A 17,666-nucleotide genomic window follows, 5' to 3' on the forward strand; every position below is an offset into this window, starting at 1 on the left:
ATCATGATAAAAATGTCGTCATTGCTCGGCTTTGATCCTGTGTCACGGCGTAAAAATCCGGTAGAAACTGAGGAAGAGGACGAGTTAGACCGCCTATGAATGCATGGGAGCAATACGCTTTTGATATCCAAAACGGCACAATTCCGGCCTGTAAGCGCCTGAAACAAGCAGTGAAACGCTATCATAACGACCTGAATAACCCGATTTATACGTTTGATTCTGAGGTTGTGGCGCGTTTTATTGCCTTCTCCCGTCTCTGTCCACATGTCAAAGGCCATTTACGCGGTAAACCGATAATCCTTGAGCCGTGGCAGCAATTCGCTTTTGCCAATCTGTTCGGCTTCAAGGTAAAGGCTACTGGCCGCAGGAAGTACCGCAGCGCTTATATTCAGGTGCCACGTAAAAATGCGAAATCCACCGTTGCCGCGATATTGGCGAATTGGTTCTTAGTGATGGAGTCAGGCCAGCAGGATATTTACACTGCCGCCGTGAGCCGTGATCAGGCGCGTATCGTGTTTGATGATGCCCGCCAGATGAGTTTGTTATCAAAGCCGCTGAAAAAGCGGCTATCTATCCAGCAACATAAAGTGACCTACCCGAAAACCAATAGCCTGTTAAAGCCACTGGCAGCCAAAGCCGCCACCATTGAAGGGACAAACCCCAGCCTTGCCATTGTCGATGAGTACCATTTGCACCCCGATAACGCGGTGTACTCTGCCCTTGAATTAGGCATGGGCGCACGCCCCGAAGGCATTCTGTTTGCCATTACGACAGCAGGCAGTAACGTTATCTCAGCCTGTAAACAGCACTATGATTATTGCTGTCAGATATTGGATGACGAAGAACAAAATGAATCCCTGTTTGCCCTGATCTACGAGCTGGACGACGAGAACGAGATTGATGATGAGCGGCTTTGGGTGAAGGCCAATCCCAATCTGAATATTTCCGTAGACACTGCCTCATTGCATGACACCATCCAAAAAGCCCGTGGCATACCCTCGCAATGGACAGAGATGTTAACCAAGCGCTTTAATATCTGGTGTCAGGGGGAAACGCCGTGGATGGGTGAGGGCGCTTGGAAAGCCTGTCAGACTGATTATAATGAAAGCGACCTGAAAGGACTGGAGTGCTACGCCGGACTGGATTTATCGTCAACGGGCGATATCACCAGTGTGTGTTACACCTTTCCTGTGGATAATGAACTGTTATTACTGACTCGTCATTACCTACCCGAAGCCCAGTTGCAGAATCCGGCCAATAAGAATCGGGCTGTTTATCGTCAATGGGCGCAAGCAGGCTGGATATGCACCACGCAAGGCGACTGCATTGATTATGACCGTATCCGTGATGATATTCTCAAAGACAGCCAGCACTTTGATATCAGGCTGGTGGGCTTTGACACATGGAACGCCACGCACCTACGCACCCAATTGCAGGGCGCGGGGCTGGATGTTGAGCCGTTCCCGCAAACTTATATGCGCTTTAGCCCTGTGGCTAAATCAGCCGAAGTCTTTGTTAACCGCAAAATTATTCGTCACAACGGCGATCCGGTGCTCGCATGGGCGATGTCCAATGTGGTGATGGAGACAGACGCGAACGCCAATATCAAGCCCAACAAGAAAAAATCAGCGAACAAAATCGACCCTGCGATTGCGTTTCTGATGAGTTTTGGCACATGGCAAGTAGAGCATGAAGAGTTTGCGTTTATCTTAAGTGATAAACAACAGCAGCGACTGGATAGTTTTGATGGGATTTAGATAACTATCTGATTTTATTTTCTTAATAATTACTTGAAAAATCAATGAGTAGTGATATTGTTGCTTATCATAAGAGTTGCTTATTAATGTAATAAAGATACAGAACTAGGGATTTTTAATAGGGTGATAGATGAGTAATACATCAATAATTACATGTGTAGGGGATTTTCTTCGTGTTGTTAAGAAATTTTCTCCTAACAATAAACGTGTTTTTTACCGTGGGCAAAGAAATTCAGAATATGGTATTAATTCGAGTTTAAGTAGGTTATTAAAATATTCTGATTCAAAACTAAAACCTTATTATGTTGAAAAATATAATTTAATTACTGAGGGTAATCAACACTATGATATTTAAAAATATGAATTAGCACATGAACTATATTCAAAATTTAAGGAAAAGCATATAGTCTATTCTGATGTAAATATTATTAACGGTTATAGAATGAATGATATTGATCTTCATGTAACTGCTCAGCATTATGGACTATCAACCCGAGTTATTGATTGGACTAATAGCCCTTTAATTGCATTATATTTCGCAATTGAAAAAGAGAAGGATGGCGAAATTAAAAAGAAATATGAAGAGATTAAAAAGGAGTATGAAAAACTTAAAAATAAACATAAAAAAAATGAGTGTCAAGATGACAAGATTGAAGATGACTCTAAGATAATAAATGCCGCGGTGTTTATGATCTGGAATGAACAATCCAATCCACTGGACGTGTGTTCTAGCGATCGTTTTTTTAAAGAAATTGAAGAAGAGAAAAAATTCCATCAAAAAATACACGAGCTTTGCGCACGGTTTTTTATGAAACATCGTGATTTTTATCAAGGGAGTGATCAAGTAAAATACAAAGAAACACCTTTAATTAAATCTGATCTTACAACACTTATTAATGAGTTTCTTGTTGATTTTAGATATTTCAAGAGTGCCAATCCTGTAAGGCTAAATTCAAAAATTCATTTAATTGATATTATAGATAAATTACCTGAGAAATATACAGATACATTCGATAAAAGTGCTTATGATTTTCCTGAATTATTTATCAGTTTTTCAGATGATAATTATTCAAGATCGTCTGCTGCTATTGATATTTTCAATAATTATAATACTATCATCGAACCATTACCAATTAATAAGAGGATAAAAAATCAACAAGGAGCGCTAATGTTTTGTAATAACATAAAAGATGAGGTTTATCCACCGGACGCATTTAATAATGATAATACTATAACTACTATCGATGACAAATCATTAGACAATATTAACAAAAATACTGGACTATTAAAAATAATCATACCTGAAGAAAGTATAGAGCCTATAAGAAAAGAGCTGGAGCTGTACGGTTTTTCGAAAGATTTTGTGTATCCTGAAATCATATCTTTCACTGAATACATGCAAGAGAAGATAGTATTTAACCGTAGCATTTAATTCTATTACGGCTCGAAAATCACCTTGAACGGAGGTGAGAGGCAGTAGTAGCACCATTATTAATGACACATAACGCAAAAAGTTAAGCGTTTATACTGATTCGCTTATTGAGTCAGATAAACCAATCAGTTAAAGTAGCCCCGCCATTGGCAAAATTCAATGGTCAAGGTTTTGCAGCCTTGAATGTATCCCACTGGTAGGAAATTTCTACCAGTGTGTCTGCTATCGCCTTTTCAATGGCGGTTCAGGCAGGGGAGGTTTCGACCTCACCGGTTGGATACATCCGGTCTGCAAACCCTGTCCGAATCGCCACCATCAATGATCAATTAATGGAAGGGGTAGCAGGAATGAATAACGTTAGAAATGACTGGCATCAAGCTGATATTATTGCTGCATTACGTAAACGTGGTACAACCTTAGCGGCTGTCTCCCGTGAATCGGGACTCAGTTCATCGACATTAGCGAATACACTTAGTCGGCCTTGGCCGAAAGGTGAATGGATTATCGCTAATTACCTCGAAATACATCCCTCAGAAATCTGGCCTAGCCGCTATTTTGATAGTAACGGTCAACTTATCAAACGAACTACCCGAAAAGTTTCTAATTAGCGGAAATTTAGTTAAAAAATATCTCCGTGGGGTAACGATTACCCCACACAGTGTCTTCCTTTGGTTCGGTTTTCATCTCTTCCAAAATAAATATTCATCCATTACTTTGTTACTATGCTTTATTATGTTTTTGTATTAGTGCAATGAAACGTGGGGTAATATCTGGGGTAATAAAATGAATAATCTGTCTTTTCTTGAATTAAAATCCATTAAAAATCAATAGGAAATAAATTAATGCTAAGTTATCGCCACAGCTTCCATGCCGGCAACCATGCTGATGTGCTAAAGCACACAGTGCAAAGCCTGATCATTGAATCAATGAAAGAAAAAGAAAAACCTTTCCTATATCTGGATACTCACTCTGGCGCAGGCCGCTTTCAATTGAGTGGGGAGCATGCTGAGCGTACGGGAGAGTATCTGGAAGGTATTGCCCGTATTTGGCAGCGTGATGATATTCCGGAAGAATTGGCGGCGTACATAAATGCCGTGAAAGCGCTGAATCCATCTGGCTCTCTACGCTATTACCCGGGTTCTCCGCTGATTGCTCGTCACTTATTGCGGGAATATGATGAGCTTAATCTGAGTGAATTACATCCCAGTGATTTTCCTTTGTTGCGTACGGAATTCTCCCGCGACAGACGCACCCGTGCCCTGCGGGAAGATGGTTTCCAGCAGCTGAAATCAAAACTGCCGCCAAGAAGCCGTCGTGGATTTGTACTAATCGACCCATCTTATGAATTGAAGTCGGATTATCAAAATGTCGTTCTGGGCATTCAGGAAGGACATAAGCGCTTTGCAACAGGTACTTATGCACTGTGGTATCCCGTTGTTCTGCGTCAACAGATTAAACGCTTGGTGAAGAAGCTTGAAGCAACAGGTATCCGCAAGATTTTACAAATTGAACTTGGCGTGCGTCCTGATAGTGATCAACGTGGTATGACGGCATCAGGCATGATCGTCATTAATCCACCGTGGAAATTGGAGCAGCAGATGAAGGCAATATTGCCTTGGCTGCATCAGGTGCTGGTTCCTGAAGGTATAGGGCATACATCAGTAGAGTGGATTGTACCTGAATAAGGTAAGGGTTCAGCATGGCGTTATCATTAGATGTATTTCATTAAATATATTGTTATTCAATGAATTATCTCTGAGTACGTTATGGCGTGATATCACTCAATAGCCGTGGCCTATGGTAATGAGAGTTAGAATCGTCCTTCGTCAGTGATAACTTTTTGTAATAATAGACGCCAGGTTGAACTTTAGCAGTAACTTAATTGATTAGACGGAAGTGACCTAAGATGAATAAACATTACGATTATATTGCAATTGGTGGCGGCAGTGGTGGCATTGCTTCCATTAACCGTGCTGCCATATATGGGCAGAAATGTGCCCTGATTGAAGCAAAGGCATTAGGTGGGACATGTGTTAATGTGGGCTGTGTACCGAAGAAAGTGATGTGGCACGCTGCTCAAGTTGCAGAATCTATTCATCAATATGGTCCCGATTATGGTTTTGATACCACCGTCAATCGTTTTGACTGGAAAAAACTGATTGCCAGCCGCACTGCCTATATTGATCGCATCCACCAATCGTATGAGCGCGTATTGGGGAACAATAAGGTGGATGTCATTCAAGGATTCGCCCGTTTTGTTGATGAACATACTGTCGAAGTTAATGGTGAAAAAATCACAGCTGACCACATTCTGATTGCAACAGGTGGTCGCCCGGTACGCCCTGATATTCCCGGTGCGGAATATGGCATTGATTCAGATGGTTTCTTCGATCTTGATGAAATGCCGAAGCGTGTTGCCGTAGTGGGCGCTGGCTATATTGCGGTTGAGATCGCCGGTGTTTTGAATGCACTGGGCAGTGAAACTCATCTATTTGTCCGTAAACATGCGCCTCTGCGCTCTTTTGACCCGATGATTGTGGAAACACTGTTGGAAGTCATTAAAAATGAAGGGCCGATACTACATACGGAAGCAATATTACAATCCGTGATTAAAAATAGTGATGGCAGCCTGACAGTTAAATTACAAGATGGCCGGGAGCAGACGGTTGATACGTTAATCTGGGCGATTGGGCGTGAACCAATGACGGATAAGCTGAATCTGGCTGCGACAGGTATTGAGCTGAATGAGAAAGGCTATATCCAGGTCGATAAATATCAGAATACGAATGTCAGCGGTATTTATGCGGTTGGTGATAATACAGGTGCAGTGGAATTGACGCCGGTAGCGGTTGCCGCTGGGCGTCGTTTGTCAGAGCGCCTGTTTAATAACAAACCGGAAGAGCACTTGGATTACTCCAATATACCCACAGTGGTATTCAGCCATCCTCCCATTGGCATCGTGGGGTTGACGGAGCCACAGGCCAAGTCTGAGTATGGTGAAGATCAGGTTAAGGTTTATACATCATCATTTACCGCCATGTATACTGCCGTGACACAACACCGCCAGCCATGCCGCATGAAACTGGTCTGTGCGGGAGCTAATGAGAAGATAGTTGGCATCCACGGTATTGGCTTTGGAATGGATGAAATGCTGCAAGGTTTTGCGGTTGCCCTGAAAATGGGAGCAACGAAAAAGGATTTCGATAATACGGTTGCGATCCATCCGACAGCGGCGGAAGAGTTTGTTACTATGAGGTAATTGGAGAAGGTAGAAATAACGTCTACTTATTTCTCTGAAAAGCAAAAGGCCAAAATAGTTTGGCCTTTTGTATTGTGAAAAAGGTTATCTACAGCAGTTAGCGCAGTTCTCTGTTGAAAATCGTATTAGAACTAGTTGAACATACGAAAAGTAGGCTTGAATTTATATGATTCTGACATTGCTATTTTTAGCATCGTAATTCTATGGTAATTCCCCGCGTAATAATATTCTTCTATCTTACTTTTGCCTAAAATAAGAGAAGGTTTTATAGCCAATACCTTGTAACAAGTACTAAAAATACAGGTATAGAAGAATAATCTTTTTTTGTATTTTATGGCTATTATTTTCTGAGGTAACTATTAGATTCCCCTAGTGTTGGGAGGTTCTTATTAATTTTTTTATGATTTTTTAAAATATGTGTTTATGTGTTTATGTGTTTATGTGTTTATGTGTTTATGTGTTTATGTGTTTATGTGTTTATGTGTTTATGTGTTTATGTGTTTATGTGTTTATGTGTTTATGTGTTTTTTGATAATGCCTTGTATAGTCTTTGTATTATAAAATAATATTCCATAATACATGAATAATTGATATTTTAATCTGCTTTGTTTATTCTCTATAAAGCCATATGTTTAATAGTATTAAATAGTATTAAATAGTATTAAATAGTATTAATAACGTATGTTATTTTTTATTTTAGTTTGTGTAAATATTCGGTAGCTAACATTTCCTCTCAAAAACCTTACTCATTAATTTTGTAATGTACAGCAAAATTGAAAAGAGAATAGTTTATAGAGCTTAAATAACATTGAGAGGACTAATTATGTTAGTCTTGAACACCAAAGAGCTTTCAAAATAATACACTAACATTTAATTGGTTATCAATGCAATAAAATTGCATTGATCGCAACAAAGTAGTGCCTGCACTTTTGATTTCTTCTTTAAAATCAGTCTGTAGCACAACAAAAAAACAGGCAAAAATAATGCTCGATACTATTGGGAAACGTTTGAAATGTTGTAGAGCGGCAACTGGAAAAACCACACATGATGTGGTTGATCATGTACATGCTAAAGGAGAGGATATTTCGTACGCTACATATACACGTTGGGAATCGGGTAGTTCTTTTCCAGCAAGAAAAACTCACGTGATAGATCACATATCTGATTTTTTCAAAGAAAATGGCCTTCAGGTAGAGCCACAATGGATTTTGACTGGTGAAGGTTTTCCTCCACAATTAGCAGAATATACTAAGTTGGATGAAGACACTTTGTTTATATTGGCGAGTAGGACGTTGCCTGATGTTGAGCTGGTTCAGGTTGGAGGGCAATATGGGGAACCATATGTGAATTTTGGAGAGTTTTGTATCATTTCTAATGAAAATAATATCGAGTCTAATAATAATAAGTTGTGTTATGTAAGACACAGTGAAGGAGTGAAAATTGGAGTGGTGATAATTATGGATGAAAAACAGATTATTATACCTGGCAAGATTGATATGATATTGAATAAATATAATGTCATAGAATGTAGGAGAGTTAAATGGATTCAAAAAAAATAAAAATAGACTTTCATCATTATAGTAATGAGGTTATTAGGTTCCTTAATAACTTTGAACGTATAACATATGTATCTACCTTATTGGTTGAAAACAACAAAGTATCAGCTCATCAGAGCAACGGATATGCTGGTTGGGATCAAAAATTCTATTATGATGGAACATATAAAGATAGCTTATTGATAAAAATTGGTCTTGAGCTTACTAAAATAAAAGGAGGAGATGTAAGCACGGTTGTATGGGATGATGTTTTAAAGAATGATGTAAATAATATTATTGATAAAGAAAGAAGAAAACATAATATATTCCATGGCGTCAGTTTTATTTATGGTCTAACTGATAATATGAGCATGGCTATCAATATATAGCTAAATCAGCATAACTTGACGTAGTCTAAATACATTATAAGCAATGATACCTTGTCATTTGAATTCAGATGCTATGTCGTATTATGTTGGTTCTGCTATATGTACGGGAGAAGATACTTCTAAAAAATCTTTTGAAGGCCTAATCCTTCCTATGCGATTTGCATTGTTAAACTATTTTAAGGATTTATAATGTTTTCTAAAGAGTATCAGGTTGACGAACAACACCTCGATTTTCAAGGTATTGTTGATGGGCTTTATTATCCGTTCTATTTAGAATGGGCGCGACATGCATTTATGAAAGAGGCGTTAGGCTTAGACTTGGAAGAAGAATTCAAAGTCGGCCGCATGCATATCATTCTTGAATATAGTCTGCGTTTTAGAAAAAGCCTCCAACAAGGAAATAAAATGCAGGTAACTTGTAAGGTTACCAAGAACGAAAAGCGTAATCGGATTAATTTTGAGCAACAAATCTTGGTTGATGGTGTTGTATACGCTGACGCAACATTCGTGGCTACCTGCTTAGTGAATGGGCGTCCAACAGTGCCTGAAATTGTCATAAATGCTATTGTTGATTGATTGCTTTCAAACAGAAGAATGTAGCTATGCAAGGATGTAGAATGTTTAGCTAATGCTTGGTCAGTAGTAGTCTTTATCATAACAGAGCAAGCCGCCATACTTGCTCTGTTTTGCTTGTTAATAGAGATTACAACCCCGGAGCCTTCCACAATGAAGTCGTCAGCCCATCATCCACCAGATGAAGTTGGTCTGCATATACCGCTTGCCAATCTTTCTTCGCTTTTTGATAAACCTCGCGGTGGCTTAAATTTGGCTGGTATTCTCGCTCCCAACGTACCAATTTTTCTCCTGTGGCGGGCAGTGAGTCATATAATCCAACGCCAACACCAGCGGCAATCGCACAACCCAGAGCAGTTGCTTCTTTAACCACGGGTACTCGTACTGGCAGCCCGGTAATGTCAGACAAAATTTGGCTCCAGAGTTTGCCTTTTGAGCCGCCACCTGCAAATACCAGTGAATCAGGTTGAACGCCAGAGAATGACGAAACCATATCGAGGTTACACGCTGAGACAATAGCCGCGTTCTCTTCCAGTGCGCGAAATAGCGTTGCCTTGTTGCATTTTTCCGGATCAATCGAGAGATTGAGGAAAGACGGAGCTGCGTGATACCACGATTTAAAGCGCATAACATCGGAGAAAATCGGCATGATACCATGCGCTCCGGCAGGAACCCGCGCTGCCATATCTTCCAGCAGATTGTAGGTATCAACGCCCAATCGTTCTGCCAGCAATTTTTCTTCTGCGCAGAAAGCATCACGGAACCAACGCATGGTGAGGCCAGTAAAGAAGCTGATGGATTCTGCCTGTGCCATGCCGGGGATAACATGCGGGTTGATGCGGATATTCATGTTTGGATCAGTGATCGGTTCCGGCAGGTTAACAACTTGCTGCCAGAATGTTCCGCCGAGTACTGCGGTTTGGGCGGGTTTGACGACACCAATACCAAGACAGCCGAGCTGAACGTCTCCACCGCCCATAATCACAGGTGTACCGCTGCTTAGGCCACATTCTGCCGCTGCTTGTTCCGTGATATAGCCGAGCAAAGTTCCTGTTTCTTTGACGGGGGAGAGGATATCGGAGCGCAGTCCGGCCATTTCCAACAGGCTTGGGCGCCAATTGCGGCTGACTAAATCCAGCATGCCTGTTGTGCCCGCATTAGAGGGATCAACGGCCAGTTCGCCACTTAACATATAAGCCAGCCAATCGCTGATCATGGTTAAGGTGCTGGCTTGCCGATAGATATCAGGACGGTGATGCGCCAGCCAAAGCAGGCGCGGCATTGCTCCCAATGCCAAAGTTTGGCCGGAGTAGCGGTAGACGTCATACTCAAAGGTATTGTTGTAAAGCTCTTTCAGCTCACTGACTTCATGACTGGAGCGGGCATCTACGTTGGCACACGCCCAGATAGGATCGCCCCCGCGATTATAAAGGACAATGCCTTCCCGCATTGAACAGGCGGCAACGCCCTGAATCGCGGTGGCAGGCAGCTCCGCCTTTTGCAGTGCCTGCCGAATGCATTGGCAGGCCAGTTGCCAGTTGTTTTTCAGATCAAATTCCATCGAACCCGCAACATTCGGTACAGGTTGGTGTACCCACTCAGTTTGCCCAACGGAAACTTGATTCCCTTCGAGATCAAATATAACTGCACGGATACTGCCAGTTCCTGCATCAAGCGCCATCAGATACTTCCTTGATGGGTGAACATGAGCGCGTTGATTCATGATGCTATCCTCGTCTGTTGTTATCTTCTTTTTATTCGATATGGCACAGGGGATGGATAGAGATTATTAGTCGATCAAATTAGCATAGCTCTTGCGGTCTGTTCTTCTGTCACCAGTGAATTGATGTAGCCTCCTTTCAGCGCAGCAACGATAGCGTCTGCTTTTTCGATGCCACCCGCTACACCAATCACATTCGGGATGGTTTTCATCTCTGGCAAGGAGATACCGATCAGTTCCTTATGGATATCAATATCACTGACCAGTTCACCTTCCACGTTGAAGAAGTAACCAAGAATGTCTCCGACAGCACCTTTGCGGCCAAACATCAGTTGTTCGCCATCACTGATATAGCCGGAACGCATGATCGTTGCGTTTTGCTTCTGTTTGATAGCGCCAATCCCGACAATGGCAGTATCGGCTGCACTGGCAGCCAAAATCACGTCCCGTACACTGCGTTCTTCGCGGAATGTTGCCGCGACTTGATGTGTGGAAGCTCGCAGTGGTGCAGGAATGATGCTGACAGGACAGGCTGCATCAAGTTGACCGATGCCAGTCATGTAAGAGCCAACACCTCCCGATAGCGTCACCAGTCGAATTTGCTGGGATGAGATAAAACCGCTCAGGTGCTGTAAAGTGCACATGGGCGTTTCGCCAAATCCAATTGCCAATAGCTGATAAGGTTCAATCAGCGCCATCAACAGGTGAGCAGCCCCGATACCGAGACGGGAATTCAGATTCATGCCATCAAGGGTAGGTAATACGCGAACCTGTTTGAGATTGAAGCGCTTTTGCAAGGCATCTTCCAATTCCAGACACCCTTCATAGCGTGAATTGATCTGAACGCGGATCACGCCAGACTGCCGCCCTTTCTCTAACAGACGGGAGACTTTGAGGCGACTGAGGCCAAGCAATTCACCGATGTCCCCTTGCGTCAGACCATCGTGATAGTAAAACCAGGCAATTCGGGCCATTAGTTCTTCTTCACTCATGCTGTTTCCTGGATAGTTGTGACTTGAATAGTCAGTTTCCTCGGGTAATACGCTGTTCTCTGATACTGATTGTTTCTTGCTTAGTTTGATCGACATAATAACTTTTTTATCCACGGGGAAAGAATAAGCATGAAAGCCCCTGATGTACTAGAAACTTATCGCAAAATTTGAACATATTTTAATGTAGATCTAATTTTTTCACAAAACGTGATCTAATTATAGAAAAATTCTTAAGTTTTGAATTAGAGTTATGAACAAATGTTTTTAAAATAAATAAATGTTCACTTTCGCATCGGTGTCAGAAACGCAAGCCCAAAATGTCATGAGGTACGTGATGTCACAGAGCAATACCGCCGCTAATACCAATGATCCGCTTTACCTGAATCCTGCTGACAGCTCCCCACTTTTAGTTGTCCATGGGATCTGTAAGCAGTTTTCTGGCTTGATGGTGTTGAAGCAGATTGATTTCACGCTGATGCCAGGGCAGGTTCATGCATTACTGGGTGGAAATGGTGCCGGTAAATCAACGTTGATGAAAATCATTGCTGGTATTGAACAGCCTGATGCCGGAACCTTGATTGTGGATGGTGCTACTGTTAGCCATTTGACGCCTGCGAAGGCACATCAACAGGGTATTTATCTGGTTCCACAAGAACCTTTGTTATTCCCTAATCTTTCTGTTCAGGAAAATATTCTATTTCGTTTGCCGAAACATCAATCCAGTACAAGCCGAATGCAGGAATTACTCATTCAACTCGACTGCCAAATTGACTTGAAGGCTCCTGCGGGCAGCTTGAATGTAGCGGATCAGCAGTTGGTGGAGATTATGCGTGGTTTGATGCGCAATTCCCACATTTTGATTCTGGATGAGCCGACGGCTTCGTTGACGCCTGCAGAAACCGAACGTTTATTTGCACGATTACGAGAGTTACAGCAGCAACAGGTAGGGATTATTTTTATTTCCCATAAATTGCCTGAAATTCGTGAGATTGCGGATTATGTCAGTGTAATGCGAGATGGGGGCATCGCCCTCAGTGGCAAGACTGAGCATTTTACGACGGATATGATTATTCAGGCGATTACACCTGCGACAAAATCAACCGCATTGGCTGCTAATCAGAAATTGAGATTGGAAGCCAGAAGTAATATTAATGTGTCGGATCGCGGATCAAAGATACCTGTTCTGGAAGTGTCTTCTCTCTGCGGGGAAGGGTTCCGTGATATTTCCCTGAAATTACAGGCGGGAGAAATCGTTGGTTTGTCTGGTGTTGTGGGAGCGGGGCGCACAGAACTGGCAGAGACGTTATATGGATTGCGTCCTATTACGAGTGGAGACATTCGTTTTCGGCAGCAAGTAATCAATAAACTAGATACAGCAGAACGGTTGCAGCGTGGATTGGTTTATCTGCCTGAAGATCGGCAGGCTTCCGGCTTGTTTCTTGATGCTCTTTTGAGTTGGAATGTTTGTTCACTGACACACAGCCGAAGCACTTATTGGACACGTTCTGCCCACGATGTCGGAGTACTGGAGCGATATCGTCGGGCGCTCAATATTCGATTCCACGATATAAACCAGCCTGCACGCACCCTGTCTGGTGGTAATCAGCAGAAGATTCTGATTGCTAAATGCCTGGAGGCCAAGCCTACAGTATTGATCATTGATGAGCCGACGCGCGGTGTTGATGTTGGGGCGCGTAATGATATCTATCAGCTTATTCATAACATCGCCAACCAGCAGGTGGCGATTCTTCTGATTTCTTCTGATCTTGATGAAATTGTTCAGTTGGCCGATCGCGTGCTGGTCATGCATCACGGTGAGCTTTGTGGGCAACTTGATAAAGACCACATGAGTGTGGATGAGATTATGCATCTTTCTTTTGGCGAACTTCTTTTTAACGAAAAGGCAGGGAGAGCGTCATATTGAAATTTATTCAGAATAACCGGGAAGCTACAGCATTGCTCGCCATTTTGGGGCTGTTTATTTTGCTGGGGAGCATCGATCGTCATGCTTTCAGCTTCCAAACTATCACTATGATCTTTGGTAATGCCCAAATTCTGATTTTATTAGCAATGGGTGCTACGTTGGTCATGCTGACCCGCAATATTGATGTATCCGTCGGCTCAACCACCGGATTATGTGCGGTAGTACTGGGGCTGTCGCTTAATGCGGGGACTTAATTACGTTGTTGATTGGAATGGTGGCAGGGCTAATTAACGGTGTTCTGGTGGCGTGGTTGAAAATTCCGGCCATTGTTGCCACGTTGGGAACGCTTGGTTTATACCGTGGGTTAATGCTGTTGCTGACAGGTGGTAAATGGATCGAAGGTTTGCCCGCTGGGGTTAAATATCTCGCCAGACCGATGCTATTTGGTATTTCACCAATCGGTTGGTTGTTGATGTTATTGATTCTGGCGATGGCATGGATGTTAAAGAAGACTGAGTTTGGCCGCGGGTTTTATGCGACAGGAGACAATCTGCAAGGAGCTCGTCAGCTTGGTGCTCCTGTTAATGGCATTCGTATTACTGCATTTACCGTAAATGGCGTGATGGCGGCATTGGCAGGTATTGTGTTTGTGGCACAGATTGGCTTTATTCCTAACCAAACAGGGAATGGGCTGGAGATGAAAGCCATTGCCGCCTGTGTATTAGGTGGCATCAGTTTGCTGGGTGGAATGGGAACCGTCATAGGGGCGATTTTCGGGGCATATTTTCTGACGCAAATCGATAGTGTGTTGGTATTACTCAGGTTATCAGCTTGGTGGAATGATTTTATTGCTGGTCTTGTCCTACTGGCGGTGTTAGTACTGGATGGGCGCTTGCGTAGTGTTGTTGGGAAGAACCTACGCCAGCAGCGTTACGCCCGTTTCCTTGAACCGATAAAAAAACACGCTGCAAAAAACGAGAGGCCATAATGAATAAGATACAACGCTATGGGCAACGTTATGGCTGGGAAACGGCACTTTTGGCGTTGTTGGTGGCGGAAATTTTGCTGTTTGGCATGGTTAATCCAAGGATGCTGGATATCAATGTGCTGCTGTTCAGCACCAGTGATTTTATCTGCATCGGCATTATCGCGTTGCCGTTGACGATGGTAATTGTCAGCGGTGGTATTGATATCTCTTTTGGCTCGATTATCGGTTTATGTGCTATTGCATTGGGCGTTATGCATCAGGCTGATTTACCGATGATTGTGGCAATTCCTCTAACTTTGCTCGTCGGAGGACTATGCGGCCTGATTAATGCTGCCCTGATTTTCTATACGGGTGTGAATCCGTTGGTAATTACGCTCGGCACGATGTATCTGTTTGGTGGTAGTGCTTTACTGCTGTCGGGATTATCCGGCGCGACGGGCTATGAAGGCATCGGTGGTTTTCCTGATACATTTACTGATTTTGCTAACCTGACACTGTTCGACCTACCTGTTCCCTTGGTTATATTCATATTATTCACGTTGGCATTCTGGCTATTCATGCACCGTACCCACCATGGACGCAATGTTTTTCTGATTGGGCAGAACAGCCGTGTTGCCCGTTATGGTGCGATCCCCGTGAATCGAACATTATGCTTACTATATGCCTTGACTGGGCTGGCTTCGGCAATGGCGGCAATTATTTTGGTTTCCTATTTTGGTTCGGCGCGTTCTGATTTGGGAAGTTCTTTCCTGATGCCGGCTATTACTGCGGTAGTGCTGGGAGGTGCCAATATTTACGGTGGATCTGGCTCGATTATGGGGACAGCACTGGCGGTTTTGCTGGTGGGCTATTTACAGCAAGGTTTGCAGATGGCGGGAATTCCTAACCAGATATCTAGTGCGTTGTCTGGTGCCTTGCTGATTGCGGCGGTGATAGCGCGGTCTGCTTTGCTGCATTGTCATCAAATTTGTGATTGGTGGCACCGTCGGCGGGCCTCTGTTTCATAGCAATATATTTCATAACCATATATTTCTGAACAACATATTTCTGAACAACATATTTCTGAAACGTGAAAGATGATCTTGGAATAAAAATAAATGGAGATAGGCATGAAAGCACCAACAATGAAAAAGCTGGCTTTGGCTGCTGCATTAAGTCTGGGTTGTGTTTCCTGGGCTCAGGCGACAGATAAGATTGCATTTATCCCTAAATTAGTCGGTGTTGGGTTCTTTACCAGTGGCGGACAAGGTGCGATGGAAGCAGGTAAGGCTCTGGGTGTTGAGGTTACTTATGATGGCCCTACGGAGCCGAGTGTCTCGGGACAGGTTCAGCTTATCAATAATTTTGTTAACCAAGGCTATGATGCGATTGTGGTTTCAGCCGTATCACCAGATGGTTTATGCCCTGCCTTGAAACGCGCCATGAAGCGTGGCGTCAAAGTATTAACATGGGATTCCGATACTGCGCCAGAGTGCCGCTCCATTTATATCGATCAAGGAACGCCAAAACAGTTGGGCGGGATTCTGGTGGATATGGCCGCTAACCAAGTGAAAAAAGAGAAAGCGAAAGTGGCATTTTTCTATTCCAGCCCGACAGTGACAGATCAGAACCAGTGGGTGAAAGAGGCCAAGGCGAAAATTGCAGAGGAACATCCGAATTGGGAAATTGTCACTACTCGGTTTGGGTATAACGATGCCACTAAATCTTTGCAGACAGCGGAAGGCATTTTGAAAGCATGGGAGGATTTGGATGCGATTATTGCTCCGGATGCCAACGCTTTGCCTGCGGCAGCTCAGGCAGCAGAAAACCTGAAGCGGCAGGATGTTGCGATTGTTGGGTTCAGTACCCCAAATGTAATGCGCCCTTATGTTGAAAATGGTACGGTCAAACAGTTCGCTCTGTGGGATGTGGTCAAGCAGGGCAAAATAGCCATTCATGTTGCTAATGAGATATTGCAAAAAGGCGATTTGAATGTGGGAGATAAATTGAATATTCCTGATGTTGGCAATGTTGAAATTTCACCTAACAGTGTGCAGGGATACCGTTATGAAGCGAAAGGCAATGGTATCGTCGTTATGCCGGAGCGGGTGATCTTCACCAAAGACAATATTAATCAGTACGATTTCTAATTAAGACGATTTCTAATTAAGACGATTTCTGATTCATGGGGCTGACATGCAGCCTGACTCTGACACCTTTCTGGAGGAAGAAATGGCAGATTTAGATGATATCAAAGACGGTAAAGATTTTGGCATTGATACACCGCAAAAGAACACGCTGTTTGAACTGAAAGGTTGTGGTGCGCTGGATTGGGGTATGCAGTCCCGTTTGTCTCGAATTTTCAATCCCGCTACCAACAAAACGGTGATGCTGGCATTTGACCACGGTTATTTTCAGGGGCCAACGACGGGTTTGGAGCGTATTGATATTAATATCGCCCCGCTATTTGAACATACCGATGTATTAATGTGTACCCGTGGTATTCTGCGCAGTCAGGTTCCGCCTGCAACCAATAAACCTGTGGTCTTACGCGCGTCTGGTGCCAATTCAATTCTGACTGAGCTGTCCAATGAAGCGGTTGCGGTAGCGATGGAAGATGCACTTCGTCTTAACGTCTGTGCGGTGGCTGCACAGGTTTATATCGGTTCAGAACACGAACACCAATCCATAAAGAACATTATCAAGCTGGTGGATCAGGGAACGCGTTATGGGATGCCAACGATGGCAGTGACGGGTGTCGGTAAAGATATGGCTCGTGACCAACGTTATTTTTCGCTGGCGACTCGAATTGCAGCCGAAATGGGGGCGAACATCATCAAAACCTATTACGTCGATAGCGGTTTTGAGCGGATTGCAGCGGGTTGTCCAGTGCCGATTGTGATTGCGGGTGGTAAGAAACTACCGGAGTTGGATGCATTGAATATGTGCTATCAGGCGATTGATCAGGGAGCGTCTGGTGTGGATATGGGACGCAATATCTTCCAATCGGAAGCTCCTGTTGCAATGCTGAAAGCGGTGCAGGCAGTGGTACATCACAATGAGAAACCCACTCAGGCTTATGAGTTTTTCCTGAGTGAAAAAGCCAAGGGGGAATAAT

15 protein-coding genes and 2 pseudogenes are annotated in these 17,666 nt (G+C 43.3%); 15 read left to right on the forward strand and 2 right to left on the reverse strand.

What is annotated here, in order from left to right; translation table 11 throughout:
- From PSI23_RS13780 to PSI23_RS13825, 10 genes and pseudogenes are all read left to right on the forward strand, one after another.
- Positions 1–99 (forward strand): annotated as a pseudogene (locus PSI23_RS13780) (phage terminase small subunit P27 family); the annotation flags it as partial.
- A complete protein-coding gene (locus tag PSI23_RS13785) occupies positions 96–1,757 on the forward strand; it encodes a terminase large subunit (protein ID WP_273555628.1) in 1,662 nt (553 codons plus the stop codon). The pseudogene PSI23_RS13780 and the gene PSI23_RS13785, both read left to right, overlap by 4 nt.
- A 130-nt stretch (positions 1,758–1,887) precedes the next feature.
- Positions 1,888–2,112 carry a hypothetical protein gene (locus PSI23_RS13790; RefSeq protein ID WP_273555629.1) on the forward strand — a complete coding sequence of 75 codons (225 nt, stop codon included), beginning with the start codon at positions 1,888–1,890 and terminating at the stop codon, positions 2,110–2,112.
- Between the two features lie 72 nt (positions 2,113–2,184).
- Positions 2,185–3,189: an FRG domain-containing protein gene (locus PSI23_RS13795; RefSeq protein WP_309145414.1), complete on the forward strand. Its 1,005-nt coding sequence runs from the start codon at positions 2,185–2,187 to the stop codon at positions 3,187–3,189.
- Between the two features lie 347 nt (positions 3,190–3,536).
- Positions 3,537–3,797 (forward strand): helix-turn-helix domain-containing protein, encoded by a 261-nt coding sequence (locus tag PSI23_RS13800; RefSeq protein WP_038189442.1) that lies wholly within the window; start codon positions 3,537–3,539, stop codon positions 3,795–3,797.
- A gap of 234 nt (positions 3,798–4,031) precedes the next feature.
- Positions 4,032–4,874 (forward strand): 23S rRNA (adenine(2030)-N(6))-methyltransferase RlmJ, encoded by an 843-nt coding sequence (locus PSI23_RS13805; RefSeq protein WP_273555631.1) that lies wholly within the window; start codon positions 4,032–4,034, stop codon positions 4,872–4,874.
- Positions 4,875–5,095: 221 nt separating this feature from the next.
- A complete protein-coding gene (gorA, locus tag PSI23_RS13810; RefSeq protein WP_273555632.1) occupies positions 5,096–6,448 on the forward strand; it encodes a glutathione-disulfide reductase in 1,353 nt (450 codons plus the stop codon).
- Positions 6,449–7,431: 983 nt separating this feature from the next.
- Positions 7,432–8,007, forward strand: coding sequence for a hypothetical protein (locus tag PSI23_RS13815; RefSeq protein ID WP_273555633.1), 576 nt, complete (start codon positions 7,432–7,434; stop codon positions 8,005–8,007).
- Complete coding sequence (locus tag PSI23_RS13820) at positions 7,989–8,372, forward strand: hypothetical protein (protein ID WP_273555634.1); 384 nt, start codon at positions 7,989–7,991, stop codon at positions 8,370–8,372. Before PSI23_RS13815 ends, PSI23_RS13820 begins: the two co-directional genes overlap by 19 nt.
- Before the next feature lie 189 nt (positions 8,373–8,561).
- A complete protein-coding gene (locus tag PSI23_RS13825; RefSeq protein WP_273555635.1) occupies positions 8,562–8,948 on the forward strand; it encodes an acyl-CoA thioesterase in 387 nt (128 codons plus the stop codon).
- Between the two features lie 127 nt (positions 8,949–9,075).
- Here the strand turns inward: PSI23_RS13825 and lsrK are convergent, their stop codons facing one another.
- Both lsrK and lsrR read right to left on the reverse strand, forming a co-directional pair.
- Positions 9,076–10,668 carry an autoinducer-2 kinase gene (gene lsrK / locus PSI23_RS13830; protein ID WP_273555636.1) on the reverse strand — a complete coding sequence of 531 codons (1,593 nt, stop codon included), beginning with the start codon at positions 10,666–10,668 and terminating at the stop codon, positions 9,076–9,078.
- A gap of 74 nt (positions 10,669–10,742) precedes the next feature.
- Positions 10,743–11,753: a transcriptional regulator LsrR gene (gene lsrR / locus PSI23_RS13835; RefSeq protein WP_273555637.1), complete on the reverse strand. Its 1,011-nt coding sequence runs from the start codon at positions 11,751–11,753 to the stop codon at positions 10,743–10,745.
- A 238-nt stretch (positions 11,754–11,991) separates the two neighbouring features.
- Between lsrR and lsrA the strand changes: the two genes are divergently transcribed.
- The 5 genes and pseudogenes from lsrA (at position 11,992) to lsrF (ending at position 17,665) form a co-directional block, all read left to right on the forward strand.
- Entirely contained in the window at positions 11,992–13,581 is a 1,590-nt protein-coding gene (gene lsrA, locus PSI23_RS13840; RefSeq protein ID WP_273555638.1) for an autoinducer 2 ABC transporter ATP-binding protein LsrA, read from the forward strand.
- A pseudogene (lsrC, locus tag PSI23_RS13845) lies at positions 13,575–14,569 on the forward strand (autoinducer 2 ABC transporter permease LsrC). The gene lsrA and the pseudogene lsrC overlap by 7 nt, the downstream one beginning before the upstream one ends.
- Positions 14,569–15,576 (forward strand): autoinducer 2 ABC transporter permease LsrD, encoded by a 1,008-nt coding sequence (lsrD, locus tag PSI23_RS13850; RefSeq protein WP_273555639.1) that lies wholly within the window; start codon positions 14,569–14,571, stop codon positions 15,574–15,576. The pseudogene lsrC and the gene lsrD overlap by 1 nt, the downstream one beginning before the upstream one ends.
- 102 nt (positions 15,577–15,678) lie before the next feature.
- Positions 15,679–16,698 carry an autoinducer 2 ABC transporter substrate-binding protein LsrB gene (lsrB, locus tag PSI23_RS13855; RefSeq protein WP_273555640.1) on the forward strand — a complete coding sequence of 340 codons (1,020 nt, stop codon included), beginning with the start codon at positions 15,679–15,681 and terminating at the stop codon, positions 16,696–16,698.
- An 82-nt stretch (positions 16,699–16,780) separates the two neighbouring features.
- A complete protein-coding gene (gene lsrF / locus PSI23_RS13860; protein ID WP_273555668.1) occupies positions 16,781–17,665 on the forward strand; it encodes a 3-hydroxy-5-phosphonooxypentane-2,4-dione thiolase in 885 nt (294 codons plus the stop codon).
- Position 17,666 lies beyond the last annotated feature (1 nt).

The sequence above is a fragment of the Xenorhabdus yunnanensis genome, from assembly GCF_028598805.1.
GTDB lineage: Bacteria > Pseudomonadota > Gammaproteobacteria > Enterobacterales > Enterobacteriaceae > Xenorhabdus > Xenorhabdus yunnanensis.